The sequence below is a fragment of the Brevundimonas basaltis genome, from assembly GCF_014202075.1.
Classification (GTDB): domain Bacteria; phylum Pseudomonadota; class Alphaproteobacteria; order Caulobacterales; family Caulobacteraceae; genus Brevundimonas; species Brevundimonas basaltis.
In genome coordinates this window covers 262,774-281,428 of record NZ_JACHFZ010000004.1, presented here as the reverse complement: position 1 = coordinate 281,428, position 18,655 = coordinate 262,774, and the positions used below count along the sequence as shown (strand labels likewise).

The 18,655-nt window shown below is 69.5% G+C and carries 19 protein-coding genes and 1 tRNA gene; 5 read left to right on the top strand and 15 right to left on the bottom strand.

The window, feature by feature from the left end; all coding sequences use genetic code 11:
* Positions 1 to 107: 107 nt before the first annotated feature.
* The 3 genes from HNQ67_RS11005 to HNQ67_RS10995 are packed head-to-tail and all read right to left on the bottom strand — an operon-like array spanning position 108 to position 2,025.
* Positions 108 to 380, bottom strand: a complete 273-nt coding sequence (locus HNQ67_RS11005; RefSeq protein ID WP_183255295.1) for a hypothetical protein — start codon at positions 378 to 380, stop codon at positions 108 to 110.
* A complete protein-coding gene (locus HNQ67_RS11000; RefSeq protein ID WP_183255293.1) occupies positions 371 to 877 on the bottom strand; it encodes a methyltransferase in 507 nt (168 codons plus the stop codon). The genes HNQ67_RS11005 and HNQ67_RS11000 overlap by 10 nt, the downstream gene beginning before the upstream one ends.
* Positions 874 to 2,025, bottom strand: coding sequence for an isoaspartyl peptidase/L-asparaginase family protein (locus HNQ67_RS10995; protein ID WP_183255291.1), 1,152 nt, complete (start codon positions 2,023 to 2,025; stop codon positions 874 to 876). Before HNQ67_RS10995 ends, HNQ67_RS11000 begins: the two co-directional genes overlap by 4 nt.
* Positions 2,026 to 2,059: 34 nt before the next feature.
* On the opposite strand from HNQ67_RS10995, the gene HNQ67_RS10990 reads away from it, so the two are divergent.
* Positions 2,060 to 2,260: a hypothetical protein gene (locus tag HNQ67_RS10990; RefSeq protein WP_183255289.1), complete on the top strand. Its 201-nt coding sequence runs from the start codon at positions 2,060 to 2,062 to the stop codon at positions 2,258 to 2,260.
* 16 nt (positions 2,261 to 2,276) lie between these two features.
* Here HNQ67_RS10990 and HNQ67_RS10985 read toward each other — a convergent pair whose 3' ends face one another.
* From HNQ67_RS10985 to HNQ67_RS10975, 3 genes are read right to left on the bottom strand one after another with little or no spacing between them, the layout of a single operon-like run.
* Positions 2,277 to 2,999 carry an ATP-binding cassette domain-containing protein gene (locus HNQ67_RS10985; protein ID WP_183255287.1) on the bottom strand — a complete coding sequence of 241 codons (723 nt, stop codon included), beginning with the start codon at positions 2,997 to 2,999 and terminating at the stop codon, positions 2,277 to 2,279.
* On the bottom strand, positions 2,996 to 3,994 hold the full coding sequence (locus HNQ67_RS10980; RefSeq protein ID WP_183255285.1) for an iron chelate uptake ABC transporter family permease subunit: 999 nt from the start codon (positions 3,992 to 3,994) through the stop codon (positions 2,996 to 2,998). The genes HNQ67_RS10985 and HNQ67_RS10980 overlap by 4 nt, the downstream gene beginning before the upstream one ends.
* Positions 3,982 to 4,941, bottom strand: coding sequence for a TroA family protein (locus HNQ67_RS10975; RefSeq protein ID WP_183255283.1), 960 nt, complete (start codon positions 4,939 to 4,941; stop codon positions 3,982 to 3,984). Before HNQ67_RS10975 ends, HNQ67_RS10980 begins: the two co-directional genes overlap by 13 nt.
* 231 nt (positions 4,942 to 5,172) lie before the next feature.
* Between HNQ67_RS10975 and HNQ67_RS10970 the strand changes: the two genes are divergently transcribed.
* Entirely contained in the window at positions 5,173 to 7,119 is a 1,947-nt protein-coding gene (locus tag HNQ67_RS10970) for a peptide MFS transporter (protein ID WP_183255282.1), read from the top strand.
* 155 nt (positions 7,120 to 7,274) lie between these two features.
* Here HNQ67_RS10970 and HNQ67_RS10965 read toward each other — a convergent pair whose 3' ends face one another.
* The 6 genes from HNQ67_RS10965 to HNQ67_RS10940 all read right to left on the bottom strand — a co-directional run bounded on the left by HNQ67_RS10965 (position 7,275) and on the right by HNQ67_RS10940 (position 12,693).
* Positions 7,275 to 9,377 (bottom strand): TonB-dependent receptor plug domain-containing protein, encoded by a 2,103-nt coding sequence (locus HNQ67_RS10965; RefSeq protein ID WP_183255279.1) that lies wholly within the window; start codon positions 9,375 to 9,377, stop codon positions 7,275 to 7,277.
* A gap of 123 nt (positions 9,378 to 9,500) precedes the next feature.
* Positions 9,501 to 9,575: transfer RNA gene (locus HNQ67_RS10960), tRNA-Gly, on the bottom strand.
* A gap of 84 nt (positions 9,576 to 9,659) precedes the next feature.
* Positions 9,660 to 10,640, bottom strand: coding sequence for a TraB/GumN family protein (locus HNQ67_RS10955; RefSeq protein ID WP_183255278.1), 981 nt, complete (start codon positions 10,638 to 10,640; stop codon positions 9,660 to 9,662).
* A 35-nt stretch (positions 10,641 to 10,675) separates the two neighbouring features.
* Positions 10,676 to 10,870, bottom strand: coding sequence for a helix-turn-helix transcriptional regulator (locus HNQ67_RS10950; protein WP_183255277.1), 195 nt, complete (start codon positions 10,868 to 10,870; stop codon positions 10,676 to 10,678).
* A 10-nt stretch (positions 10,871 to 10,880) separates the two neighbouring features.
* On the bottom strand, positions 10,881 to 11,327 hold the full coding sequence (locus HNQ67_RS10945) for a hypothetical protein (protein WP_221247857.1): 447 nt from the start codon (positions 11,325 to 11,327) through the stop codon (positions 10,881 to 10,883).
* A 94-nt stretch (positions 11,328 to 11,421) separates the two neighbouring features.
* Positions 11,422 to 12,693: a DNA recombination protein RmuC gene (locus HNQ67_RS10940; protein ID WP_183255276.1), complete on the bottom strand. Its 1,272-nt coding sequence runs from the start codon at positions 12,691 to 12,693 to the stop codon at positions 11,422 to 11,424.
* 125 nt (positions 12,694 to 12,818) lie between these two features.
* On the opposite strand from HNQ67_RS10940, the gene HNQ67_RS10935 reads away from it, so the two are divergent.
* Positions 12,819 to 14,255 carry a hypothetical protein gene (locus HNQ67_RS10935; RefSeq protein WP_183255275.1) on the top strand — a complete coding sequence of 479 codons (1,437 nt, stop codon included), beginning with the start codon at positions 12,819 to 12,821 and terminating at the stop codon, positions 14,253 to 14,255.
* Here HNQ67_RS10935 and recR read toward each other — a convergent pair.
* Together recR and HNQ67_RS10925 are read right to left on the bottom strand one after the other, a co-directional pair.
* Positions 14,252 to 14,854, bottom strand: coding sequence for a recombination mediator RecR (recR, locus tag HNQ67_RS10930; protein WP_183255274.1), 603 nt, complete (start codon positions 14,852 to 14,854; stop codon positions 14,252 to 14,254). The genes HNQ67_RS10935 and recR overlap by 4 nt on opposite strands.
* Positions 14,855 to 15,184, bottom strand: coding sequence for a YbaB/EbfC family nucleoid-associated protein (locus HNQ67_RS10925; RefSeq protein WP_183255273.1), 330 nt, complete (start codon positions 15,182 to 15,184; stop codon positions 14,855 to 14,857).
* 150 nt (positions 15,185 to 15,334) lie between these two features.
* On the opposite strand from HNQ67_RS10925, the gene HNQ67_RS10920 reads away from it, so the two are divergent.
* Both HNQ67_RS10920 and HNQ67_RS10915 read left to right on the top strand, forming a co-directional pair.
* On the top strand, positions 15,335 to 15,949 hold the full coding sequence (locus tag HNQ67_RS10920) for a malonic semialdehyde reductase (protein ID WP_183255272.1): 615 nt from the start codon (positions 15,335 to 15,337) through the stop codon (positions 15,947 to 15,949).
* Positions 15,950 to 16,077: 128 nt separating this feature from the next.
* The gene (locus tag HNQ67_RS10915; RefSeq protein WP_183255271.1) at positions 16,078 to 16,650 is read left to right on the top strand and encodes a hypothetical protein; all 573 of its coding nucleotides are present in this window, start codon (positions 16,078 to 16,080) and stop codon (positions 16,648 to 16,650) included.
* Between the two features lie 42 nt (positions 16,651 to 16,692).
* On the opposite strand, the gene HNQ67_RS10910 is transcribed toward HNQ67_RS10915, so the two are convergent.
* Entirely contained in the window at positions 16,693 to 18,594 is a 1,902-nt protein-coding gene (locus tag HNQ67_RS10910; RefSeq protein WP_183255270.1) for a DNA polymerase III subunit gamma/tau, read from the bottom strand.
* Positions 18,595 to 18,655: the final 61 nt, after the last annotated feature.

Here is an 18,655-nt window from a genome sequence, read left to right as displayed (position 1 = left end):
TCCGCCGGGCGACCGCCGTTCGCGGACGGCCCATCTTGCCCCGGCCATTCCGCTTGGCAACGGTAAAGGTTAACGGCGGCGCGGATTCGACCGCAGCGGCGCCCGGCTCAGTCGGGGGTGATCAGGGCCTTGGCCTCGGCCCCGGTGCGGGCCCCGACGTCGCGCACCTCGACCTCGACCGAGACGGCGCCTTCGGGGGCGTGGGCCCAGAGGTAGCGGCGCTCGACCTCGACCTCGCGGCCGGAGGGGGCGAAGCCGGTGAAGCTGTCGCCCCACGGCGTGATGGCCTTGATCTCGGGCCAGGCCAGGCCGCAGGCGGCGTCGAGCTCCTCCATCGCCATCAGGGAGAGCTCGTCGCGGGGGTCGGGGGCTACAGCCATCGCCGCACCCGGGCGCGGTAGGCCTCGTAATCGGCGCCGAATTTGGCGGTCAGATAGCGCTCCTCGCGCTGGATGACGAAGCGGTCGACGACGAACAGGCAGGGGATCAGAAGGAGGAGCGTCAGGACGCTGTCCATGGCGATGGCGAGACCGACATAGGTGATGGCGAAGCCCAGGTAGATCGGGTTGCGGCTGAAGCGAAAAAGGCCGTCGGTCGCCAGGACGGTGCTCGGCTTCCACGGCTCCACGGCGGTGCCGAGGCGGCGGAAATAGCCGGCGGCGGCGCCGTCCAGCAGCAGGCCGCCGATGATCAGCGCCAGGGAGACGTAGCGGCGCGTCTGGGTTTCCAGGCCGAAGCCGAGCTTCAGCCACAGGGCCGCCTCGCCCAGCACCTCGGGGTTGGCGAAGCGGAAGATCGCCCAGCCGACCAGCAGGAAGCCGATGTAGATCAGCGGCGGCGGCGCGATGACGCCGGGGATGTCGCGGTTGGCGATCACGGACGCAGCGCCTCGTCGCCGTAGATGGCCACGCGGGCGGGTTCATTCGCCGAGACGGCGCCGCGATACATGCCGGAGGTGTTCATGGCGAAGGCGGGCCGGCCGTCGCGGTTCATGACGATCACGCCGCCGCTGCCGCCCAATGCCTCGACCTGTTCGATCTCGGCTCTGGCCCATTGTGGGCCGGGACTAGCCGCGCAGATATCCGCAGGTTCGCCCCAAGCCTCGCACTCGATCGCGTCTGCTGCTCGCTCAGCAGAGTTCGGGAAATCCCAGTGGGCATAGGTTTGTCCCATGCCGGCGCAGATGTCCCGGGCGACCGAAGCGCGGATGAAATACTCGCCGTCGCCGGTGGCTGAGACGGCGCAACCGTCGCGGTTGGAGGCGTAGGTGCCGGCGCCGATCACCGGCACGTCGCCGACCCGGCCCCAGCGTTTGGCGGTCATGCCGCCGGTCGAGGTGCCGGCCGCGAGCCGGCCCTGGCTGTCGAGGGCCACGGCGCCGACGGTGCCGAATTTGCGCTCGTTGAGAGGCGGCTGGGGCAGGTCGGCTGAAGCCTGCGGGCCGGGCGCGCCGTCGGGACGAGCGGGGATCGGCTGGTTCTGACTGCGCAGGGCGCTTTCCAGCCCCCGCCAGCGACGCTCGGTGAAGAAGAAGGCGGGGTCGACCTGCTCCAGCCCGACCGAGGCGGCGAAGGTATCGGCGCCCTCGCCGATCAGCATGACGTGGGGCGACTGCTCCATCACGGCCCGGGCGGCGGCGATGGGGTGGCGGGTGACGGTGAGGCCGGCGACGGCTCCGGCCTGCAGGTTCGAGCCGTCCATGACGGCGGCGTCCAGTTCGTTGCGCCCGGCGGCGGTGAAGACGGCGCCGCGGCCGGCGTTGAACAGCGGATCGTCCTCCATCTGCTCGATGGCGGCCTGGATGGCGTCGAGGGCGGAGCCGCCGTCGGCGAGAACGGCCGAGCCGGCCTCAAGCGCCCGGTGCAGGGCGGCGCGGTAGGCGGCGTCCTGTTCGGGGGTCAGACTGTCGCGCTCGATCACCCCGGCCCCGCCGTGGATGGCGAAGGACCAGCGGGGGGCGTCCTGCGCGGCGGCGGGGCCGACTGTAAGGACCATCAGGGCGAGGGCAGCGAACCAGCGGTTCATTGGTGATTCTCCATTTTCACGCTATGTTCGCCCCATGTCCGAGGTGACCGAGATTGTCGTTCCGATGCTTCAGCGCATCCAGGAGGATATTTCAAACCTCAAGGAAGACATGCGCCATATGAGGACGCGCATGACCTCGATGGAAGAGAATTTCGTCTCGATGACCCGCCAGATGGATCATTTCGGTCAACGTCTCGATCGAATTGAGCGCCGACTGGATCTCGTCGAAGCCTGAATCCCACTCCTGATAATCAACTCAAGGCCTGACCGCAGCAGGGGCAGCCGGGAGTCTCGACGCCGAACAGGGCGCGGACGCGGTCGGGGCTGAGGGCGTGCGCCGGGGCGGCGGCCTCGATCCAGTCAGGGCCGATGGCCAGCACCCGGTCGGCGCGGGCGGCGAACGGGAGATGGTGGCTGGAGGCCAGCACGATGCGGCCCTCGGCGGCGAGGGCGCGGATGGCCGCCTCGACCGCCTGGGCGTGGGCCGGGTCGAGCAGGGCCAGCGGCTCGTCGAGCAGGCAGACGGCGGCGTCCTGGACAAACAGACGGGCGATCAGGACCAGCTGCTGCTGGCCGCTGGACAGGCGGTCGAACGGGCGGTCGGCGAGATCGGCGACCTCGAGCCGGGCGAGGGCGGCGCGGGCGGCTTCGATGTCCTCGGGGGCGAGCCCGGGTGACCAGCGACGGCGCCCGGCGCGGCCGAGCGCGGCCAGATGCAGGGCTGAGAAGCCGGCCGAGACGGCGCCGGGCGGCGGCAGGTAGGCGACCGGACCGGGGCGGCTGACGCGGCCGGCCAGCGGCGGGATCAGTCCGGCGACGGTCTTCAGCAGGGTGGTCTTGCCCGCGCCGTTGGGGCCGATCAGGGCGATGACCTCGCCGGGCCGGGCGGCCAGATCGAGCGGCGGCAGGCGGAAATCGGCGCCTCCGCGCGCGACGCGGCCGGCGACAAGGGCTTCGAGGACGAGCCCGCTCACGCCCGCCTCGAGGTGACGACGAACAGGATCAGGAAGGCGGGGGCGCCGACGGCGGCGGACAGCAGGCCGACGGGAATTTCGACCGGGCCGAAGGCGGTGGACAGCCGGTCGATGAGCAGGGCGAACAGGGCGCCGACGGCCATCGAGGCGGGGATCAGGGCGCCAGCCCGCTCGCCGACCACGCGCCGGGCGGCGTGTGGGGCAAGCAGGCCGATCCAGCCCACCACCCCGGCCACGGCGACCGCGGCCGAGGTCATCAGGGCGGCGGCGGCGAGGGCGAGCAGGCGCAGGGGCGTGGCGCGCAGGCCCAGCGAACGAGCCTGTTCGTCGCCGAGCGAGAGCACGTCGAGCCGGAAGCCGAGGGCGAGCAGGATCGCCGCGCCGAGGGCGACCGGGGCGAGGGCGAGGACGGCCTCGGCCCCCGTGGCGCGGGTGAAGGATCCGAGCAGCCACCAGGTGATCGAGGGCAGTTGCGAATAGGGCTCGGCGGCGATGACGACCACGCCGAGACCCGCCGTGGCCAGCGCCCCGACGACGATGCCGCACAGGATCAGGGCGAGGCGGCCGTCGCCGCTGCGGGTCAGGGCGGCGCAGGCCACGGCGAGGGCTCCGGCGTGGAGGCCGCCGGCGAAGGCGGCGCTCTGGGTCAGGAAGACGCCGGCGCCGAGCAGCAGGGCGAGGGCGGCGCCGAAGCCCGCCCCGGACGTCACGCCCAGCAGGTCGGGCGAGGCCAGCGGATTGCGGAACAGGATCTGAAAGCCGGCTCCGGCCCCGGCCAGGGCGGCGCCGCAGGTCATGGCGGCGAGCAGGCGCGGACCGCGCAGGGCCAGGGCCAGTTCGGCCTCGGGCGGGCCCTCGCCGAACAGGGCCGCGATCAGGGCTTCCGGCGGTGCGGCGAGGGGACCGGTGGCGAGCACCGTCGCCGCGCCGGCCAGCGCCAGCAAGGCAAGGACCAGCGAAGCGGCCGGGCCGCGCTGCCGGGTCAGGGGATCCACCGCGGTCGCGGGACTTCGCCTGGAGCGAGGCCGTAAAGGCTCCGGCTGAGGCGGGCCAACGCCATCCAGGCCGCCTCGGGATCCGCCAGCCAGGCGCAGCCGAGCAGGCGGTTGACCGAGGGTGGACGGTCGATCCAACCGAACGGAATTTCGGGCAGCAGCAGCAGACGGCGTCGGCTGCCGTCGCGCCGGCGGCGCCACAGGGGATCGTCGGCGGCGGCTCTGGCGAACGCCGGATCGAGGGTGACGATCGCCTCCGGGTCCCAGGCGACGACCTGTTCGCGGGTGACCCGCCCGATGTCGCGCGAGCCCTCGGCGACATTGGTCCAGCCGGCGCCCTCGAGGACTTCCGTGGCGAGCGCGCCGCGGAAGCCGGTCTCCAGCCCGTCGGCTCCGCGGGCATAGTAGAAGGCGGGCCCGGGCGGGGCTTGGCGCCAGCGTTCGATGACTTCGGCGGCCGCATCGGCCAGGTTCGCTCCCCGATCGACGGCGCCCAGCAGCCGGCCCGCCTCGCGGAAGGCGTCGGGGATGCGGGGCAGGGCGCCGTCGATCAATCGCCACTCGACGCCGAGTCGGGTCCGCATTCGCGCGGCGAGCCCCCGATGTTCGGAATCGGCGTCGCCATAGTCGATGATCAGTCGCGGTTTCAGGGCGGCGATGACCTCGGGCGAGGCGGGTCGGCCGCCGCCGCCGGCGAGAGCGCCGGTCTCGGGCAGGCCGGCGGCCGGCGCGGGCAGGGCGGCGAGGCAGGCGGCGTCAGGCTTGCGCGGCCATGCGGCCAGCCGCTCGCGCGCGACGGCCCAGATCAGCAAGGCGGCGGGCTGGCCGGCCGCGACGGCGTCGCCGGCCGGGGATCGCAGCGCGGGGGCGCAGGCCTGCGGGCCCAGACCGGCGGCCGCGGCGGACCCCAATCCCAGCAGCACGGACCGGCGCGGCGGCGTCCTCATGACCCGAATCCCCTGTTCCAGCCCATCCTGCCGTGTGCGGTCGTCCACCGCCACTCACGGCCAATTTACCCTTAACTCTTGTCCGGTCTTGCGCGCCGTGCTGCTTATGCGGCCTGGCGCGCCAGGTGGGGCGCAGCAATTCGGGAGTGAGCCGTTGATTAGAACGGATGGAGGGGGCGCCCTTGGCGTCTTTGTCGGGCTTCAAGCCTGGCGAGCGGTGGGAGAAACCGCATGAGTCTCAACATCGTAATCATGGCGGGGTTGATCGTCACCCTGCTGACGGGCGTGCCCGTCCTGATCCAGATCCTGAAGAACCACCCGAAAGGGCTGATCATCCTGTTCTTCGCCGAGATGTGGGAACGGTTCTCCTACTACGGGATGCGCGGCATCCTGATCTTCTTCCTGACCCAGCATTTCCTGTTCGATGACGCCATGGCGTCGTCGACCTACGGCTCCTACACCTCGCTGGTCTATCTGCTGCCGCTGATCGGCGGCATCATGGCCGACCGCTACATCGGCACCCGCAAGGCCATCGCCTTCGGGGCCGTCTTGCTGGTGGCCGGCCACGGCATGATGGCCTTCGAAGGCCGGCCCGCGACCGAGACCCTGACCTACGCCGGCGCCCAGTATGAAGTCGTCAGCGAGGGCCGTGGCGCGGCGCGCGATGTCGGCATCATGATCGACGGCGAACGCTACGGCTTCACGCCCGCCGAGGGCGGAGGCCTGGCGCTGACGGACCTGCCGGCCGGCGCCAGCCTGCCGCCGGTTCTCGCGGAAGGCTCCTACACTCTGGAGCAGACCCGCGACCAGAATGGCGTCAACGTCTTCTACCTCGCCATCTCGCTGATCATCATGGGGGTCGGCTTCTTGAAGCCGAACATTTCGACGATCGTCGGCCAGTTGTATCCGCAAGGTGATCCGCGCCGGGACTCCGGTTTCACCCTCTATTACTACGGCATCAACCTCGGGGCCTTCTGGGCCGCGGTGCTGTGCGGCCTTCTGGGGCAGACGGTGGGTTGGTGGGCCGGATTCGGCCTGGCCGGCGTCGGCATGCTGGCGGGCCTGATCGTCTTCGTGCTCGGCAAGCCGCTGCTGCAGGGCAACGGCGAGCCGCCGAACCCGGAGCTGATCAAGCGTCCGGTGTTCGGGCCGATCAACCGCGAGTGGCTGATCTATATCGCCGCCATCCTCGGGGTCGGAATCGTGTGGTTCATGGTCCAGCGCAACGCCCTCGTGGGCTGGGTTCTGGGCATCTCGACCGTGCTGTCCCTGGCGGCGATCATCTGGGTCATCGCCGGCGTCTGCAAGACCTGGGTTGAGCGCCAACGGATGATGCTGGCGCTGGTGCTGATCTTCGGCGCGGTGGTCTTCTTCACCCTGTTCGAACAGGCCGGCACCTCGCTGAACCTGTTCGCCGACCGGAACGTGGACCTGACCATCACCCCCGTGGCGATGCAGTTCCTCGGCCTCACCGTCGGCACGCCGGCCCAGCTGGCGGCGGCGGGCATCACGCCCTCCGGCTTCTGGATCGACGCCACCATCACGGCGGCGCAGGTACAGTCGTTCAACGCCGGCTTCATCCTGATCTTCGCCCCGATCTTCGCGGCGATGTGGGCCTTCCTCGCCTCGAAGAAGATGGATCCCAATCCGACGATGAAGTTCGGTCTCGGCCTCGTGCAGGTCGGTCTCGGCTTCCTGGTCGTGGTCTGGGCCGCCGGTTCGGGCATGGTCGACAGCGCCTTCCAGATGCCGTTGATCATGCTGGCCATGCTCTACATGCTGCACACGACGGGTGAGCTGTTCCTGTCGCCGGTCGGCCTGTCCGAAATCACCAAGTTGTCGCTGCCCTCCGTGGTCAGCTTCATGATGGCGGTGTGGTTCCTGGCCAGCTCGATCGCCCAGTTCGTCGGCGGCCAGATCGCCGGTCTGATGGGCACCGAAACGGTCGGCGGTCAGGTGCTGGACCCGCAGGGGGCTCTGGCCACCTCGCTGGACGGCTTCGGCAAGCTGGGTTGGTGGGGCGTCGGCATCGGCGTCGCCTTCATCCTGATCAGCTTCCTGATCAAGGGCTGGTCGCACGGCGCCAACGACGCCGGCAACCATCCGGGACCGACGGTCACGGATCGCGGCCAGGAGGACGGCAACGTCGCCCGGCCGGGAGCCAGCACCCCCGCCTGATCGGGCGACGGGATCCAGGAAAGAAGGGCGGGGCCTCGCGGCTCCGCCCTTTTTCTTGCCCGACTGTGGGGAGAGGACGTATCGCACGTCTCTGCTGTCCCACTCCGGTGTCCTCGAATTCGTCCTCGCGGCGTCTTCGAATTCCCTGCGCCCGCTCAGAAGGTCTTTCTGATCTGCAGGAACAGCCACGGGCTCATCTTCGAGCGCCGCACCTCGCGGAAGGCCAGCGGGGCGGTGTCGCGCGGGCCGGCGTAGATGTCGCGGTCATAGCCGCGCTCCCGGTCGGTGGCGTTGCCGACATCGAGGCGGACCGTCAGGTCCGACGAGGGCTTCCACTGGCCGTACAGGGTGACGAAGGGCTCGGCGTAGAGGGCGCGGACCTCGCGCACCCGGAAGATGCGGCCCTTGTCGACATTGCAGCCGTGGTCGAAGCCGTAGGCGTATTTGCCGCCCTGAAGGTCGTGGTTGAAGCTGACGCCGCAGCCGAAGGCCTGGTTGCCCTGGAAGCGGCGGGTCTCGCCGGTGACGGGGTCGACCACCTCGGTATGGACCCAGGTCGTCCGCGCCTCAAGGCGGGCGTTGGAGACGCCCAGCTTGTCCAGCGGCAGGGTCAGACGAACCTGGTAGACGTCGAACGAACCGTCGCCGACATTGCCGACGCCGTCGAAGCCGCCGGTCAGGGGGATGACGTCGATGACGTCCTCGACCTCGCCGTGTTCGTAGCTCAGGGTCAGCGCGCCCTCGCCCCAGAAGCGGCGTTCATAGACCGCTTCGAAGACCGTGGTCTTGTCCGGCTCGAGTTCGGGATTGCCGCCCTCGACCTGGCCGATGTCGATATCGGCCGAGGCGACGAAGTCGCCAAAGTCCAGCTGCCCAACCTCCCGCTCCGCCCGGAAGCGGAACTGATGGCCTTCCCACGGGGTCCAGGTCAGTTGCAGGCGTGGCTTGGGATAGACGAAGGACTTGGTCTCGTCGCTGTCGCCGGACTGGCTGATCTCGGAGACCTCGACGCGCAGGCCGCCCTCGATGGTCAGCTTGGGGCTCGGCCGCCAGGTGGCTTGGCTGAAAATCTCGCCGCGCAGCTCCTCGACCTTGACCGAAGAGGACGGCAGCGGAATGGGGACGCCGTTTTCCTCAAAGGCGGTGGCGCTGTCGAGGAAGTTGTAGGCGATCTCGCCGCCGCCCTCGAAGGCCCAGCGGTCATTCGGCCGGAAGCGCAGCACGGCGCGGGCGATCGACTCGCCCTGGGTCCCTTCGGCCGAGAAGGTGGCGGTGTTGCCGCCACCGCTGCTGGCGACGCCGACGTAATCCTCGGTTCCGTAGCGCTGCAAACCGACCAGTTCGAGACCCAAACGGGGCGAAAGGTCTCTGCTCCAGTTGAAGCCGAGTTCGCCGCTGACCGAGTCCGATTCTTCCTCGTTGAAATTGTCCGGACCGGGGCCGGAAACGATGCGAAGATCCTGGGTGCTTTCGCGGCCGAACCAGCCGAGCACGCCGTTCACGCGCAGCTTGCCGCCCGCGACCGGTCGCTGAATGGCGCCGGTGGCGCGCACGTTGCGGAAGCGATCCCACAGGATCAGGTCGGCGTCCTGAACAAGGGCGCCCGAGGCGTCATAGCGGCGGCGGAAGCCCTCGCCGGTGCCGTCGGTGCGGTCCGTGGTCGCGCTGATCGAACCCTCGATCGAGTTGTCGCCTTCGCGGCGGGAATACTGGCCGGCCAGGATCGGGCCCATATAGCCGTCGGGGTACATGTAGTTGCTGAACTCCAGCACCCGCTCGACGGTGACCGCGCGGCTCAGGACGACATTGGCGACGACCGACTGGCCCTGCATGTCGATGCCCGGCGCGCCGCCGCGGATCAGCTCGATGCGCTCGACGCTGTCGGCGGAAATACGGCGCAGCACCTGGTCGAGGCTGTCGCTCTTGGAGGAGGGGCGGTCGCCGTCGATCAGCACATTGCCGGCGGCGCCGGCGAAGCCGCGCGTGCCGCTGTTGCCGGTATTGAGGCCGAAGCCGGGCAGGCGGGCGATCATGTCAAGCGCCGTGTCCGGTCGCGAATCGGCGAAGAAGGCCGGTTCGAAGATCAGCACGCCCTGCTGCGCGGCGTCGACCTCGGGGGCGGACTGAAGCGGGCCGGTCGGCACCGGGGTCCGGGCGGCGCTGTCCGGGGTCGGAGACTGGCCCGGCGTGGTCTGCGCGAAGACGGGTCCCGCAAGCATGGAAACGGCGGCGGTCGCCAGCCAGATGGTCTTGGTCATGGTCCCTCTCCCTGTCGCGGGGACCCTGCGCGCACCGTTGGAGGGGCTCCAGTTACAAGCGGGACAGGTGGATTAATTCGCCGCAAGGCTGGGGGCCCCGGCGTGTCCGCTTTGAGGCGGGAATGGAGCGGCCGGCGGGAATCGAACCCGCGACATTCAGCTTGGGAAGCTGACGTTCTACCTCTGAACTACGGCCGCGACCGGGTCGCCGATCGGACGCGGACCATAGCCTCGCGCGGGCAAAAGGAAAGGCCCGGCGGGGCGGCCGGGCCTTCCAGTTCGTCACGGGGCGACGTCGACCTCGACGCCGCGCGCCTCGAGGATTTCCTGGACGCTGTCGTCGCCGACGAGGTGGGCGGAGCCGACGGCGATGAAGGCGGTGCCGGAGCCCTCCAGCATGGTCTGGATCTGGTCGGCCCAGTTGGTGTTCCGGCGGACCAGCAGCGCCTGGTAGAGTTCCTCGCCGCTCTCGCGCATCGGCTCGACGCCGAGGCTCTCGATGGCGTCGACGTCGCCGGCGGCCCAGGCGTCGACCAGCTTGTCCAGCTCGACGGTGGCGGTCTCATAGCCCTCGAGCGTGCTGCGCAGGAAGGCCAACTGATCCTCTTCGGGGAAGCCGGCGAGGATGCGGATCTGCTCGTCGATGGTCTCGAAGCCGGTGACCGGCTTGCCGGCAGCCTCGGCGCGGGCCTTGAGGATCAGCTCGACGCCGGAGGCCGGATCGTAGCCGGCCTTCTGCAGCGGCGCGACCGACAGGGTCAGGGCCGCTAACCACGGACGGAACGGGTCCATCTGGGCGGCGCTAAGGCCGATTTCCTTTGCAGCCGCGTCGAGAGCGGCCGCCTCGTCGGCGGTCAGCAGGCTGGAGAGAGGTGTGGCCGGGGACATGCCGTGCTGCATGACCAGCGGAACGAGAGCGGCCTGATCGTCGGGGTTGGAAATCTCCAGCACCAGCTGGTCGGCGCTGTTGAAGGCGTTGTCGATGCGGGCCGTGCCCCAGCCGGTGGTCGGGCGAAGCAGGTGGACGGTGCCGAACAGATAGAGGGTCGAGTCCTCGTCCTTGATCACCCACAGGGCCGGGCCGCGGCCCTCTGCGGGCGGGATGGCGCGGATGGCGGGGGTCTCGTCGGCGACCGGCGGGGTCACCATCTGGGCGTGGACCGGCGAGATGACGGCGGCGGCGAGGCCGAGGCCCAGCACGGCGCCGAGGGTGGCGCGGCCGAGGGTGGAGACGGTGGTCTTGAGGCGTTTCTTGAGCGTCATTTCAGGTCCTTGGGTCGGGAAGGGTTGGATGAGAGTCATTCGGCGTCGATGAAGATGGCTTCGATCGGCTGGCCGAAGACCCGGGCGATCTTGAAGGCGAGGGGCAGGGAGGGGTCGTAGCGACCGGTCTCCAGGGCGTTGACGGTCTGGCGCGAGACGCCGAGCTGTTCGGCCAGATGAGCCTGGCTCCAGTCGCGCTCGGCGCGCAGCACCTTGAGGCGGTTGTTCATCTGTCTGCCCTCACCGCGTCCGCAGCCACCAGACGGCCCAGGCGATGGCGTAGCCGGCGATCTGGAACAGCAGAATGGTCAGCATTCCGGCGGTGACCAGCTCCGGGACCGTCAGCCCGACCTGCAGCGGCGTGGCCTCGGCGTCGCGGAGGCTGAGAGTGGTCAGCAGGATGGCGCCGAGCGCCGTCCCGCCGGTCCCGCCCCACCACCACGCCCATTTGTGAGCTTCGCGGGCCGCTTCGTCGATTCCGCGCCACCACCAGATGCAGGCGGCGAAGGCGGCGGCCATGGTCGCGGTCATGGCGACGGCCGACACGACGGGGCCGATCGGATCCGGCGCCTCTTCGACGACGGCGGTGATCCCGCCCATGACGCCGGCGATAAGGCTGACACCGCCGATCAGGAGGAGATAGGCCCCGAGGCCGAACGGGCGTTTGGGCTTCTGGCCGGGGGTCATCGAAAGGCTCCGTATCGCGGTGACAAGGGTGTTTTACATCGCGACGGGGCTGTGTCAAGCAGCCTTGTCTAAATGTCCGCGAGTCTTGACCGACCTATTCGGCCGCGACGTCGTCGGCCGGGTCCTTGGGCGCGGCGATGAGCTCGGGCCGGGACAGGGAGCGGGGCGAGCCCTCGACCGGCGGCAGTTCGGGCAGGTCCTTGCCTTCGTGGTCGACGTGCAGATCCTCGAAGCGGCGCGCCGAGACCATGACCTGGCTCTCCAGCGAGCCGACGAACTGGTTGTATTTTCCGACGGCGGTGTCGAGGGCGCGGCCGACGGCGGCGGCGTGGCCGCCCATGACGGACAGGCGCTTGTACAGCTCCTTGCCCAGCTTCGCGACATGCTCGGCGTTCCTGGACTGCTCCTCGGCGCGCCAGCCGTAGGCGACCGCCTTGCACAGGGCGAACAGGGTGGTGGGGGTGGCGATCAGCACCCGGGCGTCCATGGCCTGGGTGATCAGGTCGGGCTCATGGTCGAGGGCGGCGGACAGGAAGGATTCGCCGGGCACGAACATGACCACCACGTCGGGGCTGGGCTTGAACTGGTCCTGATAGGCCTTGGACGACAGCTGGCGGACGTGGGTCTTCATGCTGGCGGCTGTGCGCATCGAGGCGGCGCGGCCCTGCGCTTCCTCGTCGCCGTCGGCGGCGTCGGGGAAGGCCAGCGGCACCTTGGCGTCGATGACGAACATACCGCCGCCGGGCATGCGGACGACGAAGTCGGGGCGTTGCTGGCGGCCCTGGTCGTCGGCGGTCGAGGTCTGTTCGGTGAAGTCGAAGCGCCCCGCCATGCCGGCGGCCTCGAGCACATTGCGGCAGGTCTGTTCGCCCCAGCGGCCGCGGCGTCCGGTGTTGCCCTTCAGCGCCTCGGTGAGGCGGCGCGCCTCGTCCCGGGTGGCGGTCGAAGCGGTCATCAGCAGCTGCAGCTGTTCCCTGAGCCCGCCGGTCTCCTCGGCGCGAACCTTTTCCAGCGCGGCGACGTGTTCCTGGAATTTGGCGAGAGTGTCGGCGACCGGCCTGAGCTGGGCCTCCATCCGCTCGCGGGCCATCAGCTCGCGGTTGCGGAAGGTCTCGTCGGTCCGTTTGAGAAGTTCCTCGGCGACCGTCGAAGCCGACTCCCTCGCCTGGGCGCGGAGCAGCTCCGCCGAGGTTGCCGCCTGATCCTCGAACAGCTTCATCCGCGCCTCGGTCTCTACGTGGCGTTCGCGGAGCTCCCAGTTTCGCGCCTCGGCCGCCGCGGCGCGACGGCGCTCCATCAGGGCCCAGCCGAGGGCGAGGACGGCGACGATAGCGGCGGCGAAAAAGGCGACGAGAGAAGCGTTCATGCTCCGTTCTTTAGAGAGAGTCGTGCGCCTTAGCCACGGGCCTCGCTGGCGCCTGACGCCCATTTCTGACCAGCCTTGACCCCTCGCCGGCCCGCTGCACGATCAGCGAATCGAAAGGACGCCCCATGACCCGACGACTGCTGATCGACCAGAAGCAGAACTATGCGGCCGCTTTCGGCCTGATTTTTCGGTCAGCCGCGATCTTTTGGGCGACAGCGCGAGATCATGAGACGACCACCCTCAGCTTTATGAACTACTGGCGGATCAAGCGGGGATTGGAGGTCGCCGTGGTCATCACCACCCGGCGCATGGACGGCTCTGTACTGGCGCGGCAAGCGATCGATTGGGCAGGTCGCGCGGTAATAAATCACCTTGTAGACCTGGGCGATGAGACCGAGGGGTCCGTCGAGGTCGAGGTCTTCTCCAACCGCAATCTCGTCATCCCCTACCCCGCCATCATGGCCATCTACGAGACTGCTGACGGCCTTTCCATGGTGCACAGCTACGGTCGCATCTACAGCCCGATGGAGGTCGAGAACGGCAAGACCATCGAGAGGGGCCGGGAGAGCGGCTTCACCCTGCGCGACCGGCCCGGCGTCCGATCGTTCTGCGTCTTTCACAATGGGTACGAGATCCAGCCGGCCCAGACGGTGAAGGTACGGATCGTCAACGCCGCCGGTGATGTTCGTCACGCCGACCTGCCTCTGGGCGAACTGCGCCCCTACCAAAGCGTCCGGTTGATGCCGGCTAATGTTTTTCCGGAGCTCGAGGCCTTCCTGGGAGGGCAACCCGGTAACGCCGCGCTGGAGTTCGTTCTGGCGCGGGCCTTCACCCGGATGCTGGTGGGCAATGAAACCACCGACGGCCGGGACCGTCAGGTCACCCACTCAAATTTCGACTATGCGGCGCACCAGACGGACATGGTCGAGGGCGCGCGCGATGCGGTGATGGCGCTGGCGCCGATGCCCGGTCGCCGACGGTCGGTGATCGTTTATCCGGACAGCGAACCGGGCGATTATCAGCTGGAGTTGCCAGCGGGCGTTCGGCCCTTCCGGTCGGGCGAGCGCGTTGAGGCGCCGGTCGACGGTATAGAGACCCTGCGGGTTTCGCGGACCGACGGGCCGATGCCCAGCCGGATCGTCACCGCTCAGGGCGTCGAGGTGCGCGGAGGCGCTAGCCTGCCGATCGAATGCTCGCTTGGGGTGATGCATCAGGGCCGGCCCGGCAAACACAGTCACTGGATGGTGCTGTCGGCCCGTGCCGGTGACCGGTCGACGGTTTATGGGACAGCCATGGAAAGCCTTTACGGACCGGCCCGGGGCGGTGGGACCCTTTCGCTGCACAGCCCCCTGTCGGCGGACGCGGTTTCAATATCCCTGGACGCGGCGGCGGTTGCGAGCCTGCTGTCGGGGGGAGATCCGCTGGCGCTGGCTGAAGGAGCGGGTTTCCAACCCGGCGAGGACTGGTTCTGGGCCTATCTGAACCTGGACTATCCGGGCTGGATGGTTTTTTCGGCGATCGAGACCGGCAGCGGCGCCGCAACGCTCGAGCACGCCTTTTAGGCCGGTCGTCTCTGCCGCAACGCCTGGATGATCGTCCCGTCGTCGAGCCAGTCGAGTTCGCCGCCGACGGGGACGCCGCGGGCGAGGGAGGTGATCTCGACGTCCGAGCCGGCGAGGCGTTCGGCAAGGTAGTGGGCGGTGGTCTGGCCGTCGACGGTGGCGGGCAGGGCCAGGACGACCTCCTTCGCCTCGCCGCCGCGCACCCGGCCGGTCAGTTCGGCGACCCGGAGCGCATCGGGGCCGACGCCGTCGAGGGCCGAAAGCAGGCCGCCGAGGACGTGGTATTTGCCGCGGAAGGCGCCGGAGCGCTCCATGGCCCACAGGGCGCCGGCCTCCTCGACCACGCAGATCAGCCCGTTGTCGCGAGCGGGATCGGAGCAGATCGAGCAGGGATCGCGGGTGTCGGGCGCGCCGCAGACGCTGCACGAGACGACCTTGTCGGCGGTCTCCTGCAGGGAGGCGGCGAGGGGGACCAGCAACTGATCGCGCTTCTTGAGCAGGGCGAGGGCGGCGCGCCGGGCCGAGCGCGGACCCATGCCGGGCAGTTTGGCGAGGAGCGAGATCAGCCGCTCGATTTCGGGCCCGGCGGAGGCGGCCACCTAGAACAGCTTGGGCATGCCGGGGATGTTCATCCCGGCCATGGGGCCGGCGGCCTCGCGCATCAGGGCGGAATTGGCCTCGTCCAGCTTGCGCTTGGCGTCGGCGTGGGCGGCGACGATCAGGTCGGCTAGGATTTCGGTCTCGCCGGGGACCATCAGGCTGTCGTCGATGACCACGCGGGTGACCTCGCCGGGACCCTTGAGGTCCAGGGTGACGAGGCCGCCGCCGGAGCTGCCGGAGGCGGTGGTTTCGGCCATTTTCGCCTGGGCGTCCTGCAGCTTCTGCTGCATCGCCTGGGCCTGCTGCATCAGGGCGTTGAGGTCTTTCATGGGCCCTAGATAGGCCTCGCGGTCGGGAGGCCGCAAGGGCGCGGCGGACGGTCGCGGGCGAAAATAGTAACAGAGGGTGTTCTTGAATGATCCGCCCGACCTCCTAATTCGTATTCGTAACTGTTGCGAATATAGATCAGGAGACTTCCCATGGCTTTCGACGCCGCCCCCGTCCGCGACCGTCCGCTGTCCGACGCCGCCCTCGCCCAGCTGTTCACCGAGGCGCGCACCCGCAACGCCTGGTCGGACCGACCGGTGCCGGAAGCGCTGCTGCACCAGCTGTACGACCTGACCAAATTCGGACCGACGGCGGTCAACGCGACGCCGGCGCGCTTCCTGTTCGTCACCTCGCCCGAGGCCAGGGCGCGGCTGATCCCGCTGATGGGCGAGGGCAACAGGGCCAAGACCGCGCAGGCGCCGGTGACGGTGATCATCGGCCAGGACATCGACTTCCACGACCAGCTGCCGAAGCTGTTTCCGCATGCGCCGGGCGCCAGGGACTGGTTCGCCGACGAGGCCGGACGGCGCGAGACGGCCTTCCGCAACGCCTCGCTGCAGGGCGGCTATTTCCTGCTGGCGGCGCGGGCGTTGGGGCTGGACGTCGGGCCGATGTCGGGCTTCGACGCCGAGGGGGTGAAGGCGGAATTCTTCGCCGGCACGACGGTGGAGCCGAACTTCATCGTCAACCTGGGCTACGGCACCGACGAGAACCTGTTCCCGCGGTCGCCGCGGCTGGCGTTCGAGGAGGCGGCGCGGATTCTGTAGGGCGCGGGATCGGGCGATTCCGGCGCCGGTCTGACGGAAAATGATTTCCGACGGAATCAGGCGTGGCGTGGTGGTCGCCATCCCTTCACGCCTTATCTTCCAAGTCGCGACACGCGGGAGGGACGGGCATGGAAGCGGCGGATATCGGGATCCTGGGTATCGCCGGGATTCTTCTGGCGGCGGCGGCCGCGTCGGCAGCGGTCCTGTCCGGCTGCCGCCGACGCCAAAAGCTGCTGAGCATTCTCCGTTCCGAGACACTCGGGCTGAGCCGAGAGGTGGCGGAACTGGCGGAAGCGATCTGCAGCCGCCAGGCCGACGGTCGAATCATCGATCAGGACGTACTTGACCGCTATTCGCTGACGGAACCCCAGACCTATCCGGGCCTCATCCCGTCACTGTGGCGATTGCCGACGGACCTCGCCGGGCGCGCGGTCGAATTCCACGGTCAATTGTGCCTGGCGCGGTCGCGGTTGGCCGCCTGGCGCCGGGGCGAGCGAGGCTCGATCAGCACCTACCTTCTCGTTTCGGCCTTGACGCGTTCGGCCAACAGCGGTGACGGAATCCTTCGGGAAAGCACCCGTCGGTTGGGTTGGCCGACCGGATGGAAGCCCGAAATGCCGTTGGCGAGCGCTCTTGTCGAAGGGATCGAGCGCACAAATCCGGAGCTCCTGGACGGGGGCTACTGGAGCCCGCCCGCCTAGCGATCCGACCAGCGCCGGGGTCCCCGGGACGAGCGGGCCGCCCTAGTCCTCCGCCGCCTCGTCCGGGATGACCGGCAGTTCGACCGGCGCGGCGACCGTCTTGATCTCGCCGATTTTCGCGCCCGGGAAGGCCTCCATGACGGCGACGATGAAGGGGTCGGCCTCGACCTGGGCGCGTTCTTCGGCGCGCTTGCGGCGGTCGATCTCGATCATGGTCTCGCCGCCGCCCTGGCCGTTGGCGGCGATCAGCCAGGTGCGGCCGGTCCATTCCCGCAGCCGCGAGGCGAGCCGGCGGGCGAGGTCGATCGGCGCGCCCTCGATGCTTTCGTAGGTGATGGCGCCGGGCTTGAAGGCGACGGGGCGGACGTAGCGTTGGACGTCCATCTGCAGGCCGACCTCGCGCTTCTCGCCGATGAGGGCGACGACCTGTTCGAAGGACTGGGGGTCGGGCAGGGCAGGCGCGGCGACCGGGCGGGCCGCGAGCTGGGCCGAGGCGCCGCCGCCGCCGCCGGACGGGCCGCGCGGGGCCGAGCCGCCGCCGGGCATGGGTTCGCCGTCGCGCAGGGCCTTGAGCGCCTCTTCCGGCCCGGGCAGGTCGGCGGCGTAGGCGAGGCGGACGATGGCCATTTCGACGGCGTCGGCCGGATTGGGCGCACGGCGGACCTCGTCGAGGGCCTTGAGCAGCATCTGCCAGACGCGGGCCAGGGTGCCGGCCGAGATGACGGCGCCGAGGGCGGTGAGCTTCTGGGCCTGGTCGTTGGGCAGGCGGGTGGCCTGGGGGCCGAGCATCTTGGCCACCGAGGCGGCGTGGCAGTGTTCGAGCAGGTCGTTGGTCACCTGCACGGGATCGGCGCCATAGCCGTAGAGGGTGCGGAACAGTTCGAGCGCCTCGGGGGTGCGGCCGGCCATGACCGCTTCGAACAGGGCGATGGTCTGGCTGCGGTCGGCGAGGCCGAGCATGTCGCGGACGACGGTGGTCGGGACGGTCTCGCCTTTTTCACCCTGGACCAGGGCCTGATCCAGCAGCGACAGGCCGTCGCGGACCGAGCCCTCGGCGGCGCGGGCGATCAGGGCGAGGGCGTCCTGCTCGATCTTCATGCCCTCGCGGTCGGCGATGCGGGCGAGGTGTTCGACGAGGATCTCGGGCTCGACGCGGCGCAGGTCGAAGCGCTGGCAGCGGCTGAGGATGGTCACCGGCACCTTGCGGATCTCGGTGGTGGCGAAGATGAATTTGGCGTGGGGCGGCGGCTCTTCCAGCGTCTTCAGCAGGGCGTTGAAGGCCTGGTTCGACAGCATGTGCACTTCGTCGAGGACATAGACCTTGTAGCGCGCCTCGACCGGGGCGTAGCGGACGCTGTCGATGATGTCGCGGATGCCGTCGATGCCGGTGTGGGACGCGGCGTCCATCTCGACCACGTCCATGTGCTGGCCGGCCATGATGGCGGCGTCGTGCCGGCCGTGGGCGGTGAGCTCGAGCGACGGCCGGTCGATGACGTCGGTCTCGTTGTTGAGGGCGCGGGCCAGCAAACGGGCGGTGGTGGTCTTGCCGACGCCGCGGACGCCGGTGAGCATGAAGGCGTGGGCGATGCGGCCGGTCGAGAAGGCGTTGGTCAGGGTGCGGACCATGGCCTCCTGACCGATCAGGTCGCCGAAGGTGCGCGGCCGGTATTTGCGGGCCAGGACGGTGTAGGCTTCGCCGTCGTCGGCGTGGGCGGCGGGACCGTCGTCGGCGGGCGCGGTTTTCGCGGCTTTCGGCCCGGGCTTCGCCGGGGCCTTGTCAGCGGGCGGGGCTTCGGGTCCGGGCGCGGCGGCGGCTTCGGCCTCGCGCATGCCGGCGGGCTCGGGCGCACCGAACATGTCGTCGGTGTTGGGGTCGCGCTCCTCCGCTTCGGGCGCGTCCTCCTCCCACGGAGGCCCTTCGAGACTCGGTTCCACGTCGCTCATGGAATGGTCATAGCGCGGGGGCGCGCAGGGGCGAAGGGGTTGAGGGAAGGGAGTTGTGGGT